Genomic DNA, 14,027 nt, shown 5'->3' with positions numbered 1-14,027 from the left:
GATTATCAGCGATAAACACCAGATTTTTTGGCTTGTTAATCTGGTGTTCATCTTCGTAAACCACCTCAGTAAGTGAACTGAAGGCGCATGCGCAGCTCGTTACCACTGTCGCTATTGGTGTTGCTTTCAGCGTCCATGTAACTCAAGCCGATTCGCACCGCATCGTTCATGTAGTAGTTCAGTCCCAGTGAAGTTTGCTGTGCGTCTATAAAAGCCAGACCAACGTCATTGAAACGGCCATCCCCCTCCTCAAAGCGGGCAGTCACTTCCCAAGTACCACCAGGTACAGCCTTTACCCGCTTAAAAATGCCATCGCTGTATGGGCGAGTGCCTCCACCGTTCAGGATGTACCCTACTTGCGCGTAATAACCATTAAAGCTCTGTGGGCCAACTTTAGAGTCGTAATACTCCGCCTGGGCGTGGAAGGGTCCAAGCGCACCGGCCACCTCCATATTCATGGTGTCGGTTTCATCCAAAGGGTCGGTTGCCCCCACAGTTTGATAACCCACACCCAAGTGCAACACACTCGTTTTAGTCATAATGGGTGCAAAAGTTACACGCCCAGCCAAAGCCTGCTCCTGAAAGTCATTGGTGCCGTTACCATCGGCCTCGAACAAACCCACACCGTATGTGAAGCGTTTGTCCATACCACGCCCGCTTAACTTCACTCCAGCAGATCGCTCCAAGGTATAGCGTTCTGTCATGGCAGATCGCTCAAGCAATGAAATATCGTTGGAGCTGGTTAAAACATCCATGCCGAAAGGTACGCGCTGTTTACCAATCGTTAAATTGGCCATCTCACCAAAACCTTTGTACTTCACGTACAAATCTTCGACACTTCCACCGCTTCCAGATTCGGCAATATTGAATTCCGCTTTGTACTCAAAATCATTCAAATGCCCGCTCAAAGCGATTCGTGCGCGACGTGCATCAAAATCTTCTAGTGTCTGATTACCATTGGCAGCTGTGTCGGATTCATCTTGCGTGTAGTCCCAGTGCAGCCGGCCGCCAATTTGAAAGCCCGCGCTTTTGTCTTCAGTCTCGAGCTTCAATCCGCCTTTAGTAGAAAGAATAATGTCTTGACCATCAGTGCGCACCTGACCAGCATGGGTTTCGGTCGCAATCGCGCCCAGCATCAACAGGGCCAACACGGAACAAGAACTGGTTTTCATAGGGGTACTCCTTGGGTTTTATGTGGAGCCCCATTGTTGACCGTCAAGATGAACGGTCACTGAACTTCCAATGAAGTCCTTCATCAACAGAAATGAACACAAAATGAACGAATTTTAACGAGAAATACAAATGCAATATAAATCATTTGTACGAAAAAAAAGGCCCGATTACTCGGGCCTCGAATCGGACCTTTTACGGCCCAAGGGGTGAGGTGAAGAACTCGAAAACTGACAGATCAGTTGGTTTTAGTCACAGGTTTGCTGCTTTCATCCTGCGCAAAATTGCTGTTGTCGTCCCGCATCTTCACCCAAGGAGTCGGGTTGGTTGCGTCACCAAAATCGGCATACTGGAAACCTTCCATTTTACGAATCACGTCCGAACGACTCAGCATGGTGTTAGGAGCGTAGCTTGGTGTTACCGAGCCATCCACAGCGTTGGCCACATTGGTGCTGTCTGTCTTGGAAAGAACTTCGGCACGTGTCAAGCTGGACTGCTTTGACTCTTTTACAACATGGTAAGTACCATCGCCGAAAGTCAAGTCGCTGGCCAGTGCAACGCCGCTAAAGCCAAGAGCAAGTGAAAGTGCAACAATCTTTTTCATGGTATTTCTCCTTTGAGGTGTTTCGGTTAAGTGCAGCAACTTGTCTGCATGGAAATCAGTTTGACCGCCACGCCTTAACCTAAACCGTGTTGTTCCATGAACAACACGTCTAGAGAAGATGAATACAAAATGAATGATCGCCGATTCAGGAAGGATCTTCAGAAAGAATGCCTGAGGTTACTGCATTGCGCAGAAACTGTTTTTCATAATGACGGTTGCGTCGTGCTTTTTTGGCTTTCGCGCGTTTGCCGTATCGTTTGTCGACCACTAACTCGTTGAGATTACTCAATTGGTCTGGGCTTATAACCTGCTTAATCGAACTTCGCTTCGCCATTTTTACTCAACGCCGTCACGGTGCAGCTCGTCAATTTGATCATTCAGCGTACACCAATCGTAAATAACACCGATGCCGAACAGGCCCACAGTGAGCAGGTAGATCAAACCGGTAATCCACTTGCGTTGGTAAAACCGGTGAATGCCGAACACACCCAGGAAAGTCAGCAACACCCAGGCAATGTTGTAGTTGATGGGGCCAGTTAGAAAACGACGATCTGCGCTTTTGTCCATGCCCGGGATCAAGAACAAATCGACAATCCAGCCAATCAAAAACAGGCCAAGCGTGAAAAACCAGATGATGCCGGAAATGGGGTGTCCATAATAAAAACGATGTGCGCCCATGAAACCGAAAATCCAGAGGATGTATCCGATGACGATACTGTGGCTGTTGTTTTCTTTGATCATGTGCATTTTCTTGTTAGAGCTTATCCAAAAAATAAAATAACACAGTGTTGTAGAACTTCGATCAAATACACGCGCTGTTTAAAGCGAGTAACTTATTGTGTGGCAAGTGCGAACTACACATTCAGGCAGAGTCAAATCTTCAATTTCACGGAAACAAACCATGTACGACGCAGTCAAGAATTACTACGGCAAAGAACTACAAAGCAGCAGCGATCTGAAAACCACAGCTTGTTGTGATTTTTCATCCATACCCGCGTGGCTGAAACCCTTGCTGTCAAATATTCACGACGAAGTACTTAGCCGCTACTACGGGTGTGGTTTGGTGTGCCCAACAGACTTGAAAGGAAAACGTATTCTTGACCTGGGCTCTGGCTCCGGGCGTGATGTGTATGCCCTGGCACAACTGGTCGGCGAAACCGGCGAAGTGGTGGGTGTCGACATGACCGAAGAACAACTGGAAGTGGCCAACCGCCACATTGAATACCATCGAGAGAAATTTGGCTACTCGCACGGCAATGTAACCTTCTTGCAAGGATACATTGAACGACTCGATGAACTGGGTCTGGAGAAAAATAGTTTTGATGTGATTGTTTCGAACTGTGTGGTCAATCTTTCACCTGACAAAGACGCTGTCATGCGCCAAGCCTATGAACTGCTGAAACCAGGTGGCGAATTTTATTTCTCGGATGTGTATTCGGATCGCAGAATAGCGCCTCAAGTGGCCAGCGACCCGGTGCTCTATGGCGAATGTTTGGGGGGTGCCATGTACTGGAACGACTTCTTGAGGATTGCAACCCAAAACGGCTTTACCGACCCGCGTTTGGTCGAAGACCGCCCGCTCGACATAACCGATGAACGCTTGAGTCAATTGGTTGGGCAAACACGCTTTTACTCCGCCACCTACCGACTGTTCAAGCTGGCCGATTTGGAAACTGCGTGTGAAGACTACGGCCAAGCAGTGATTTACCGAGGCACCAGCGAAAACCAGGCACACGGCTTTCTTCTGGACAAACACCACTTCATGGAAACCGGCAAGGTTTTCCCCGTGTGTGGCAACACATTCCGAATGCTGCAACACACCCGTTTCAAAGAGCACTTTCAGTTCATCGGTGACTTTTCCAAACACTATGGAATTTTTGAGGGATGCGGCAGTTCCATGCCATTTGAACAAGAGATTAGTTCAGCAAAGTTGGGAGCTTGTTGCTGAACAGACTGGATAACTGCGCTGGCCTGCATCCTAAATAGTGCTACTTCCGGGCACGGCTGAACTCCTCCACCCGCTCCCACAACTGCAAATACGCTTCAGCCGACCGGAACAAAGTGGCCACAGCAGGTTTACCGCCAGGCTGCATCATCATGTCCGCGATGTAATCCGGGTACAAGCCGTAGTGGGCCACGCCATCGGTGTTCAAGTCATACACGCGTTCGCCTGTTCTCTGGCGCTCAAACACCACATCACCCATTGGAGATTTGAAGGGATACACCAAGGGCTTTTCAACTGCATCAGAGCGGGGATCTGCCTGCTGGTGAATGCCGTTGATGTCTGAACCAAACCCGCTCGCAGGTGCTTTGCCAGCTGGATACAAAGCACTCAGCTTTTGAATGTAGTCCACTGCCGTGGGAGAAGGTTTGTCGGGCAGATTAGAAATAAGTCCGCCTGAATCGACGATGCGCTGGCTATCGCGCGCAGCGCTGATGGTGCCGGAGTGTCCGGACACCACTGGCAGGCCACGTTCCTTCATCATGGCCAACACCCGCTTGCGCGACAGAGCGCCCATGTGGTCTGTCTCAACAATCACGCCTTTTTTGGCCAAGGCATCGATTAGAAAATCACCCAGTTTTGTCAAACCACGGGCATTGCGCTGGCACTCCCGTCCCGGCACATCTTCGGGAGTGGGCGGGGTATTGGTCAATTGCAGCAAAGCCAATTCAAACAAACCGTAGTCCTTGCTGTCCACTGTCGCAGGTTCAGCACTGTCAATGTCTTCACAGGTGGTGCTTGCAAACGGGTGGCCAGTTTCCCAAATATTGCCGGCATTGAACACCTGCATCAACGCAGCATCCTTGGTGAAGCGGCTAATTTCAGTGCCGCCAAACGCGTTGTCGAATATATGAAGAGGAAATACGCTGCGAATACCCAGCGCATAAAACTCATCCAATCGCTCCAGAATTTGCTGCTCTGTGCACTCTGGCATGCCCATGAATTCGCCGCAGTTGAACAGCTTTTCGTTTTCAATACCCATCACCACAGCAAGCTTGCCGTCGGCGATCACGTCACGCGCCGTGGCGCTGTCGTAAACAATCCTGAACCATCCTTTTCCTGGGCCGCCCTCCTGGGCGTCGATGTACTCCTCCAAATCCAGCAGCAATTGCCGTTGTAATTTCACGCTTTCCATTTCATCGCAATCATGTTCTTTCAAAGGCCACACCTGGCAAATCACCTCATTGGCCACAAAATGATTCACCATAATGCGCTGCCCACCCATCCACGCGCGCTTCATCCACACGTAATAAGTTTGATGATGGGTTTGAGATCTTGGGTTGGGCCAATAACTAAAAGTGGGCCAACCATCCGTGGCATGTTGGTTAACAGGGCTGCCAGTGGCCAACAGGTTGTCCAATACACCCAAGGTGCCTTGCGGGCCATGGTCAGCTTCACAACTGTTCAAGGCCTTGGTAATGCCAAAAGGGTGAAAGGGGCGGCCATGCGCAAGCTTGCCCCCCAAGGCCTCGCTGCCCCCGATGTGAATGTGCGTGTCCACCCAACCCACCACTTCCCCATTCGAAGTGGTGCCCTTGAACGGTGTACCTGCGGCGTTCAACTCGGCTTCAGGAAACACGGCACATCCCGAAGCCGGCTGCAACACAAACATGCTGGCTTCTGCCTCACCACTGACCAAGGCTAGCCCCTCACCTTGAACAGCCAGAAATTGTTGGGTGACAAGCTGCCTGAACCGAAATGAATTCTGTTGTAATGCGGGAATGATTTCCCACACGGTTAAAAATCCAGGCTCAGCCTGTGCAAAGGGCGTTGCATCACTGCTTGATTCTGCACTTTGCTGATCGACGGCCTCGCCCAAAGCCCCACCAGCCTGACGCACGCCATCACTGACCGGCTTCAAAGGCTCAATCACTTCCGCGAGATCACCAAGACCTGACAAAAAATCAGTGCCAGTTCGAAGAAACTGGATTAGTTGCGCTTGGTTAAAAGGGTTTGAATTGGAGAGCCCCAAAAAACTTGCATTGCTGTCAAACAACAAGTACTGGCCCAAGCGGCTTGGCTTGAAATAGAAGGGTGAAGGTGCGTTACCGATGCCATACATGCTGCCGCTTGCATTCAAGAAACGCCTATCGGTTGTGGCAACTGAAAAACATTGATTGGCAATGTTGAATTGATCGAGCCTCGAGTCAGTTTGCCCGGGTTGAACTCGTGTTCCAGCCGCCGAGGCGTTGTCATCGCCACCGACGCAACCTACCAAGGAGAAAAGTAAACAAAGCCATACCAAACAAGAGGCTGTTCGTCCCATCTCTGTCTCCACTTTCTATGTGTTTCAGAAAGTGTAGAACAGGTGTGAATTTGCCAATGTCGACTAGCTGACACAAACTCACGATGTTGACACTGACCGTGTCACTTATCGCTCAAGCCGGGTCTTCAGAAAGAATTCCGGAGGTAACTGCGTTGCGCAAAAACTGTTTTTCGTAGTGTCGATTGCGTCGCGCTTTCTTGGCTTTCGCGCGTTTGTCATAACGCTTGTCAACGACCAACTCATCCAGGTTTGACAATTGATCCGGGCTTACGACCTGCTTCATCGAATTTCGCTTCGTCATGATTACTGCCTGTACTGCAAACTACACGAAACGAAATCATAAATGAAAAAGGACCTAGCGGATCACTCACGCTAAGTCCTTATTTTATTTGGGGCGATGTATGGGGCTCGAACCCACGACCCATGGAATCACAATCCATTGCTCTACCAACTGAGCTAACACCGCCACCGTAAACCGGTACTAAATTCTTGGCCTGCCCGGAGGGGTTCGAACCCCCGACCCTCGGCTTAGAAGGCCGATGCTCTATCCAACTGAGCTACGGGCAGAATTTGCATTGTAACTCGCACACGCGAATGGGTAGAAAGCACCCACTGGACAAGGATAGAACATCCTTTAAATTCGGTGGTCGGGGCAGAAGGATTCGAACCCTCGACCCTCTGGTCCCAAACCAGATGCGCTACCAGACTGCGCTATGCCCCGACAAAGAAGCGGAATTCTATGTCGATTTCAAGGTTTCGTCAAGGCCTCGCACAGCGTTAGATCGAATTGGGCGCTGCGTTGTAGTGTCTCTGGCCATTTGCCCTCAACGACGCCGAGCCTGCGCGATTCCCTCGCTCCCAATTCAGCCGCACGTTCCAGCCATGTTTTAACAGGTCGAAACTTGTAAACCGATTGAATTCTGATCACTGGGCTGCCATCTGAATACACAAACTGCCGATATTCATCTGAAATGGCTGCCTGATCAAAGCCCTTGAACTGTCGCTCTGCCAGCCGGGCGAAAAAACCATTTGCGTTGTAAGCCATGCCTGTCAACTCCCGACAAGAGGATGGCGATGGAGGCACTGCGAACTGAGCCTGTCGGGAAAAAGGCTCCTCCAGCCACCTGGCCATACCCTCGGTGAACCACTTGGTTTTGAAGGGCGAATACGCGTATTGATACACATGAAACAGTTCATGTGCAGGTGTGGTGCTCAAGCGAGGGTCTACCTGCGAACCAATCTTGATTTTGAGCGTGGGTGCCGTAGAGGACTGACCCTCAAACCAGTTGGGCTTGGTAGGTTCATCAAACGCAAGTCCTGTGCCCTGATCAAAGTGCTGAACATGCACTTCGATTCCGTCGCTTTGGGTGTACCTTGAACGCTTCAACGGCGGAACCAAACCCAGCTGGGTTTGATAAAACCAATCCGCTGCCTTTAGCTGCACAAGAATATCGTCCACCCGATCTGGAACCGCGTTGCCGTCCACGTCATCTGCTGGAACAGCATGCTTGCCCTCGGTGGTATAAAACACCCTGAATACACCCTCGGCCACGCTGTGGGTATAAAGTGCTTTGGGATGAGGCCTGGCCCATGCGGACACCCCAGGGATTAAAAGAACAGACAATCCGAGCAACAAATACACAAGCGGTTCCAGCTTGATTACACTGAAAACCTGGCCCGGCAGATATCGACCATTACCATTTATTTGCATGATTTTTTAATTAAAACCTGACTGAAAACACCATGTTCCTGGACTTTATCGAAATTGGCACCTCCGACTTCAACACCCTGATTCAGGCTGCCGGCCCTGCTGCACACGGCCTATCGATTGATCCCATCTCACTTTACCTTGATCGGCTTCCGAATCGCCCGGGCTGCAAAAAAATTAACGCTGCCATTTCCAATTTTGAGGGTACGGTGGAGGTTTACTTCATCCCGCCCCAAGTGATTGCGAAGCATCGTCTGCCCAATTGGCTCAGGGGTTGCAATTCGATTGGTGCCCCTCACCCCACGGTCGCCAGGCAGCTGGACAAAATGGGCATCGCCCCTGAATTGGTTCTAATGCGTCAACCGGTGCCCTGTCACCGGCTTCAAACAGTGCTGCGTCAACAGGATGTTCAGGGCGTATTCATGCTGAAAGTAGACACTGAGGGACATGACGCGGTGATACTGAACGACTTTTTCAGTGACGCAACACCCGAGCAATGGCCTCATCAAATCATATTTGAATCGAATAAATTGTCAGACAGCGAGACGATTCACAGGCTGATCGCAAAGCTGATTTTGATGGGCTACGACATTGTGGCTTGCGAAACAGGCGGCGGTGCCAGCGACACTCACCTTCGCTTGAACCTAAACCGGCTGAAAGGTGAGCGCGGATCAATTCAAACCGCGAAGGGATACTACCTGGAGGGTTACCCGAAAAACTACTCCCCGCTTAACCTGCCGCACGAGAATAATCTGGATTCAGCGTTGAAATATGCCAACCAATTGCAGGCCGCCGGCGTCACCTTTCAATATGGTAGGTACGAAGTTCGCCAAGGTCGCTATTTGCAACACTCGACGAAAGACTTGCAGGTTTGCAGTTGGATAACTTTGCCTGAAGGAACAAATCACACATACCCACTGTAAAAAAACACTTGGATTAATTCTTACTTCTTTCTGAGCGTTTTCCCTTAAGTTACGTTGGCATCAAATAAGTACAATACATTAGATTGTTAAATAAATTCCAGCAACTATGACGTACGAAATTCCCATGCATTCAAAGAATTATTCTTAATAACCAAAACAAGTGATTGTTTAATAAATATATTTTTATTATCAAAATAATAAGAAAAACAACAACCACCCTCAATATTTGTTAAATCCAGAAACCCACATAAAATCCACCTCAGATCAGTTCAAGTAGCAATTGGACAACAACAAGTCCTACCTGTCCAATGACCGATCAAACAGAATCAAAGGGTACTGAGCGATCAACTTCAGCACCGCCTGTCGGCGCTGCGTCATTTGGCTTGCCGGGTCAGAGCAATCCGATATCACCATCTGGCAGCGAAAAGCCAATCGTTGTGCCGCCGAAACTGGCTGTTTTGTCGCAGGAAGAAACAAAAAACCAGACAGAGCAAACAGAACACGGTGTTTTGCTCGAAAACGAGACAGGTGAGGAAACTGAGAAGCTGGCAGGTTTGTTCGGTGCCGAGTTGGGCCTCGCTGGATTTGGCTCGTTGGCGGGGGGAGCCGTTACTCTGGGAGTTATCGCGGGTGGATCGAGCCGCTCCGTAACACCAAGTGATGAATCCGACAGTGACTCCGACTCTGACAGCGACTCTGACAGCGACTCTGACAGCGACTCTGACAGCGACTCTGACAGCGACTCTGACAGCGACTCCGACTCCGATAGCGATTCTGACAGCGATTCTGACAGCGATTCTGACAGCGACTCCGACAGCGACTCCGACAGCGACTCCGACAGCGACTCCGACAGCGACTCCGACAGCGACTCCGACTCCGACTCCGACTCCGACTCCGACTCCGACTCCGACTCCGACTCCGACTCCGACTCCGACTCCGACTCCGACTCCGACTCCGACTCCGACTCCGACTCCGACTCCGACTCCGACGGTCCAGATCTGCCGATTCTCCTGAATGCCAATTCACTGACCATTGCACCTCTCGGAATTCAACTGCTTCAACTTCAAAACCTTGAAGCCCTTGGGATCGAAACGCAAACCGACGATCTTATGGACTGGACAGTGACCGTACTCGACCCAAAAATCCAGGTGTTTGCGGGTGGAGATCGACCATTGTTGTCGATCGAGGATGTGAACCTTCTCAACGCAGCCTCAACACGCTCAATCCAAGAAGACATGCGCAACGCAGGGGAGGACAGCATCACCGCGCCTGACTCCTCTGGTTCGGGAGAAGACGGAGTTTCGCTTCGAGAGTTTTCCGTTAATTTGGGCACTACCCTGGAAATCCGGGATCTATCGCTGGACCTGACCCGCAGCAGCATGGCGCAGTCGCTTCAAGACATTGCAAAAGCTGTACGAAAAGTATTCAGCGAGGAAGGATTGCAAATTACCCCTGGGGTTTCTGTTGAAAACCTTGCTCTGAACACTGGCAACGAATCCATGCGATTTGACGTGAAGCCAGGAGACGCCACAGCACCTTCTGGAGGACAGGTTTTCCTTCCAACAGTCGTGGTTCCACAAGTTGCATTCATCACAGAGCCAGCCGGAACAAACCTCGAAAGCATATTGCTCAGCTCCGCAGATGTAGTGAGAGATGGCAGTTTGCCCTCTACATCACTAGTTCAAGTACTGCAACAAACAGACACGCTGACTGCCAGTTCGGTGGTTGCGTTGGGCGCATTTGCCCTCCATGAAATGGGGTTCGTCTCTCGAGACATCTCCACCACACAAAGGCAATTCGCCGATGTGACTCTCGCTGTTATTAATAATTCTAAGGAGACAGACATGACTGCAGTTGTATTTGACCGAATCAACCAGGGCCCAGGTGGCGACAACATCGCCACCCGCGCAGCAGAGGCCGCGGGTATCATCGCGGCAAACTTGCAGGAAATCAACCCGCAAGGTTACGCACCCACACCCCCAGAAGGCGGTGGTGGCGATCCAGTTGAGCAATCACCCGAGCAGCAATTTGCAAGTGACATGCAAGCCGCTTTTGAAGCGGGCAACCCCGCCAACGGCGGTAGCCCCGAGGATGGATTTGCCGCAGCAAATCTCGCAGTACAAAACTTTGCTGGTCAAATCATGGACGACACTGCGGGTGTCGCAGTCCAGCTGGTCGAAGCGATACCTTCTCTGGCAGCCGATGCCGTGGGTAATGTAGACGGTGAAAATGATGATGCCGACCCCGGTACAGACTTCGGTACATTCATCAACGGCCCCGATGGCGATGATGGCTTTGGCGAAGACGACGCATTCACTGACATGGATGTGATTGGTACCGAAAACGACGTGCTAACAATTGCAGACGGTGTATTGAGTTTTCCGTCAGCTGTCGTAGAGGCACTGGCCGCTGGTGGTGGCGGTGGCGGTGATGGGCCCGCTCCATCCCTTGTGAAAGGGCTGGTACCCGCAGACGCAGCCTTTGCCTCCGCAATTGTTGAAGGCGTGGAGCGCGCATTCACAGGCGTAGATGAAGGCCTGAACCTGTTTGTAACTGAATACAATGCAGGCACGGACGCATTTCTAGCGTCGGTTGAAGATCAGGGCCCCGGCGCTGGCCAGGCATTCCTGACCAGCCGGGCACCAGGGGGTAGCGACGAACTGGCACCCAGAATTCAAGCCGTCTTGAATGGAGACGCCTACACGGATGTGCGTGGCACCCCAGACCAAAGCAACCCTGAGTTTGTTCAAGGCACGTTGGAAGGCGCACCCGACGTCATCGCGTCTTCACTGCAAGGTGGTGGCGCCCCCGTGGGTGGTGAACCTGGAGACGGTCCCGATCCAGTAGGCTTTTTGACTGGAACGCCCGCAGCAATTTCATCTTCAATCGAAGCGGGAGAACCTGGTCCCTTCCTTGAGCACCTGCAAACACTCAGCCCGGCCTAAACTCGGCACACATCAACAGGCCTGAGAACGCCTCGACGCATCCCCACAATTTATTGTGGGGGTGCCTTTGGCAAAGCCGCCAAAATGGAATCGACCAAACGATTGGCCGTGAATTTGTCCGCTGTCTCCACCATCACGCGCAACACAGGTTCGGTGCCGGAAGGGCGAATCAACAAACGACCATTGCTGCCCAACTCCGCCTTCACAGCCTCGCACACGCCCTGCACTTTCACATCGTTCGCCCAGTCGTAGCCCATGGGCAAGCGAGCGTTTTTAAGCACCTGTGGCAGCATGGCCACTGGCTTTAAAATATCGGCCAAAGGCATGCCAAGGTTGCGCACAGCGCGCAGCACCTGAAGTGCACTCACAATGCCGTCACCCGTAGAATGGCGGTCAAGAACCAACAAATGCCCTGAACTTTCACCCCCCAACTGCCAGCCGTTGGCCTGCAGTTTTTCAAACACATAGCGGTCGCCCACCTTGGCGCGCTCAAAGCCCACATTCAGTTGCTTCAAGGCAAGCTCAAGCCCAAGGTTACTCATCAAGGTGCCTACCACACCATCCACCCTGCCCTGCATGTGCAAACGCTCGGCGACCAAGGCAAACAACAACTCGTCGCCATTGTAAATTCGACCGCTGCCGTCCACGCAAATCAATCGGTCGGCGTCGCCATCCAGCGCAAAACCATAATCAGCCTTGTGTTCAAACACAGCCCTGGCTACAAAGTCGGGGTAAGTGGCACCCACACCTCGGTTAATGTTCAAACCATCGGGCTGATCAGCCAACACCACCACATCGGCACCCAGTTCACGGAAAACCGCGGGGGCAATTTGGTAGGCAGCGCCGTTGGCACAATCCACCACAATTTTTAGCCCGCGCAGGTGTTTGTCGCGGGGAAAAGTGCCTTTACAAAATTCAATGTAACGGCCCGCCGCGTCATTCAAGCGTTTGGCCTTGCCCAACTCTTCAGATGATTTGCAAGGCGCATTCAACGCCAGTTGTGCCTCAATTTCCATCTCCCAGGCATCGGGCAATTTGGTGCCCTCTCCCGAGAAAAACTTGATGCCGTTGTCTTGGTAAGGGTTGTGGGAGGCACTAATCACCACGCCTGCTGACATGTTCAAGGCACGTGCCAAATAGGCCACACCTGCAGTAGGCATGGGGCCCACCATCACCACATCCACACCCACCGAAGTAAAGCCCGCTTCAAGGCAGCTTTCCAGCAAATAGCCACTCACGCGAGTGTCCTTGCCAATTAGCACCTGTGGGCGCCTTCCATCACCTTCGTGTTTGGCCAGCACCGTGCCAGCGGCTTGCCCCAAACGCAACACAAAGTCGGGAACCATGGGGCTTTGCCCCACCGTGCCGCGAATGCCATCGGTACCGAAATATTGTCTGCTCATGGAATATCTGCAATAGGTGAATGGTGTTTATTGATCTGATTTTACGGGAACTGCAGTGCGCCCAAGGTAATCAATCCCGCTTAATTTACAAAAGCTTTCAAGGTGCGCCGGGTTGTCTATCCCATACACCCCCAAATCAGCGCCTGGCGTGAACAAGGCATGGGTACGCTCGTTGGACCGTTGTTGCAACCAACCAAAAGCTGTGTGGCGCTTGGCCTCCATGTCGGGGTGCCAATGCTGCCCCTCAACCACTTTGCCCCCCTCTTTGTACAAGTGATACAGCGGAATCAGATTGTGCCGAGGGTGAAACACCTGATAGCCCTTGGCATGCGCGCGCAAGGAAAGGCTTTGTTCCTCTCCCCGAAAATACAGATAGGGGTCGTACGGCACCTGCTGGGTAAAATCGCCCGTGGTGAACAAAAAACACGCCCCCACATGAAAACCCGGCAGGTGGGTCGTATTAGGCTGCTCAGCCCGCTTTCGCACCACCCGGAACTGCAACACAGCGCGCTCGGCGGTCAACACACTGCCAGGGTCGCGTTCAATGAAAAATATCTCGTCAGATTTTGCAGGTTCATCCGCCACCGCCCTGCCCTGCCCATCAAACCGGAAACCTGGCGGGTAGGTGCTAATCAACGGCTTGGGGTGAGTCGCTTGAAGCCGCAGCAGTTGTTGAATCAACAACTCATCCCAGCCTTGATCAAACAAAGTGTGAGAATCAATTTGCAGCAAATAATCCTGGTCGTTGTACAGCGAAAAAGCGATGGACCGCGCCCAGCTAACACCGCGAGAATCCACGGGCGACAAGCCCACATAGTTGATGTTTTTGCGCGCGGGAAACTGGCCTAACCACGCAGGGTTCAACTGCTCGGACTGATCCACCAAACCCACATGAATTCGCTGTGGGTGAGCGGCTTTGGCAAACAGTTGATGAATGGTCAAATAAAGGTGGGGCTCGCGGTATGCCGCAACGCTCACGTAAATCGTGGGCAACTTGGGCACGCTG

General features: G+C 51.7%; 12 protein-coding genes and 3 tRNA genes. 3 read left to right on the top strand and 12 right to left on the bottom strand.

The window, feature by feature from the left end:
* Positions 1–65: 65 nt before the first annotated feature.
* From HKT17_RS03725 to HKT17_RS03715, 4 genes are all read right to left on the bottom strand, one after another.
* Positions 66–1,172, bottom strand: a complete 1,107-nt coding sequence (locus HKT17_RS03725) for an OprO/OprP family phosphate-selective porin (protein WP_240965892.1) — start codon at positions 1,170–1,172, stop codon at positions 66–68.
* Between the two features lie 236 nt (positions 1,173–1,408).
* A complete protein-coding gene (locus HKT17_RS03720; protein ID WP_171097929.1) occupies positions 1,409–1,774 on the bottom strand; it encodes a hypothetical protein in 366 nt (121 codons plus the stop codon).
* A gap of 145 nt (positions 1,775–1,919) precedes the next feature.
* Positions 1,920–2,063, bottom strand: coding sequence for a hypothetical protein (locus HKT17_RS15500; protein WP_205882492.1), 144 nt, complete (start codon positions 2,061–2,063; stop codon positions 1,920–1,922).
* Positions 2,064–2,110: 47 nt separating this feature from the next.
* Positions 2,111–2,521, bottom strand: a complete 411-nt coding sequence (locus HKT17_RS03715) for an NINE protein (RefSeq protein WP_205882491.1) — start codon at positions 2,519–2,521, stop codon at positions 2,111–2,113.
* A gap of 154 nt (positions 2,522–2,675) precedes the next feature.
* On the opposite strand from HKT17_RS03715, the gene HKT17_RS03710 reads away from it, so the two are divergent.
* Positions 2,676–3,722, top strand: a complete 1,047-nt coding sequence (locus HKT17_RS03710) for a methyltransferase domain-containing protein (protein ID WP_171097925.1) — start codon at positions 2,676–2,678, stop codon at positions 3,720–3,722.
* A gap of 40 nt (positions 3,723–3,762) precedes the next feature.
* Here the strand turns inward: HKT17_RS03710 and HKT17_RS03705 are convergent, their stop codons facing one another.
* The 6 genes from HKT17_RS03705 to HKT17_RS03680 form a co-directional block, all read right to left on the bottom strand.
* A complete protein-coding gene (locus HKT17_RS03705) occupies positions 3,763–5,856 on the bottom strand; it encodes an amidohydrolase family protein (protein WP_171097923.1) in 2,094 nt (697 codons plus the stop codon).
* A gap of 298 nt (positions 5,857–6,154) precedes the next feature.
* Positions 6,155–6,343, bottom strand: a complete 189-nt coding sequence (locus tag HKT17_RS03700) for a hypothetical protein (RefSeq protein WP_171097921.1) — start codon at positions 6,341–6,343, stop codon at positions 6,155–6,157.
* Positions 6,344–6,432: 89 nt separating this feature from the next.
* Positions 6,433–6,508 (bottom strand) — tRNA-His (locus HKT17_RS03695).
* Between the two features lie 24 nt (positions 6,509–6,532).
* Positions 6,533–6,609: transfer RNA gene (locus tag HKT17_RS03690), tRNA-Arg, on the bottom strand.
* Positions 6,610–6,686: 77 nt separating this feature from the next.
* A tRNA-Pro gene (locus HKT17_RS03685) sits at positions 6,687–6,763 on the bottom strand.
* Positions 6,764–6,790: 27 nt separating this feature from the next.
* Positions 6,791–7,753, bottom strand: a complete 963-nt coding sequence (locus tag HKT17_RS03680) for a hypothetical protein (protein ID WP_171097919.1) — start codon at positions 7,751–7,753, stop codon at positions 6,791–6,793.
* Between the two features lie 32 nt (positions 7,754–7,785).
* Between HKT17_RS03680 and HKT17_RS03675 the strand changes: the two genes are divergently transcribed.
* Together HKT17_RS03675 and HKT17_RS15495 are read left to right on the top strand one after the other, a co-directional pair.
* Complete coding sequence (locus tag HKT17_RS03675) at positions 7,786–8,673, top strand: FkbM family methyltransferase (RefSeq protein WP_105028391.1); 888 nt, start codon at positions 7,786–7,788, stop codon at positions 8,671–8,673.
* A gap of 308 nt (positions 8,674–8,981) precedes the next feature.
* On the top strand, positions 8,982–11,618 hold the full coding sequence (locus HKT17_RS15495; protein ID WP_205882490.1) for a hypothetical protein: 2,637 nt from the start codon (positions 8,982–8,984) through the stop codon (positions 11,616–11,618).
* 50 nt (positions 11,619–11,668) lie between these two features.
* Here HKT17_RS15495 and glmM read toward each other — a convergent pair whose 3' ends face one another.
* Both glmM and HKT17_RS03660 read right to left on the bottom strand, forming a co-directional pair.
* On the bottom strand, positions 11,669–13,021 hold the full coding sequence (gene glmM, locus HKT17_RS03665; RefSeq protein ID WP_171097916.1) for a phosphoglucosamine mutase: 1,353 nt from the start codon (positions 13,019–13,021) through the stop codon (positions 11,669–11,671).
* Positions 13,022–13,048: 27 nt separating this feature from the next.
* Positions 13,049–14,023, bottom strand: a complete 975-nt coding sequence (locus HKT17_RS03660) for a GlcNAc-transferase family protein (protein WP_171097914.1) — start codon at positions 14,021–14,023, stop codon at positions 13,049–13,051.
* Between the last annotated feature and the right edge of the window lie 4 nt (positions 14,024–14,027).

The sequence above is a fragment of the Limnobacter sp. SAORIC-580 genome (assembly GCF_013004065.1).
GTDB classification, from domain to species: Bacteria; Pseudomonadota; Gammaproteobacteria; order Burkholderiales; family Burkholderiaceae_B; genus Limnobacter; species Limnobacter profundi.
This window is presented reverse-complemented; position numbering and strand designations above follow the sequence as displayed.

Excerpts from the sequence above, each read along its gene's own strand:
- HKT17_RS03725 (WP_240965892.1), bottom strand. The coding sequence starts at position 1,172 with ATGAAAACCAGTTCTTGTTCCGTGTTGGCCCTGTTGATGCTGGGCGCG.
- HKT17_RS03720 (WP_171097929.1), bottom strand. The coding sequence starts at position 1,774 with ATGAAAAAGATTGTTGCACTTTCACTTGCTCTTGGCTTTAGCGGCGTT.
- HKT17_RS03715 (WP_205882491.1), bottom strand. The coding sequence starts at position 2,521 with ATGCACATGATCAAAGAAAACAACAGCCACAGTATCGTCATCGGATAC.
- HKT17_RS03710 (WP_171097925.1), top strand. The coding sequence starts at position 2,676 with ATGTACGACGCAGTCAAGAATTACTACGGCAAAGAACTACAAAGCAGC.
- HKT17_RS03700 (WP_171097921.1), bottom strand. The coding sequence starts at position 6,343 with ATGACGAAGCGAAATTCGATGAAGCAGGTCGTAAGCCCGGATCAATTG.
- HKT17_RS03680 (WP_171097919.1), bottom strand. The coding sequence starts at position 7,753 with ATGCAAATAAATGGTAATGGTCGATATCTGCCGGGCCAGGTTTTCAGT.
- HKT17_RS03675 (WP_105028391.1), top strand. The coding sequence starts at position 7,786 with ATGTTCCTGGACTTTATCGAAATTGGCACCTCCGACTTCAACACCCTG.
- HKT17_RS15495 (WP_205882490.1), top strand. The coding sequence starts at position 8,982 with ATGACCGATCAAACAGAATCAAAGGGTACTGAGCGATCAACTTCAGCA.
- glmM (WP_171097916.1), bottom strand. The coding sequence starts at position 13,021 with ATGAGCAGACAATATTTCGGTACCGATGGCATTCGCGGCACGGTGGGG.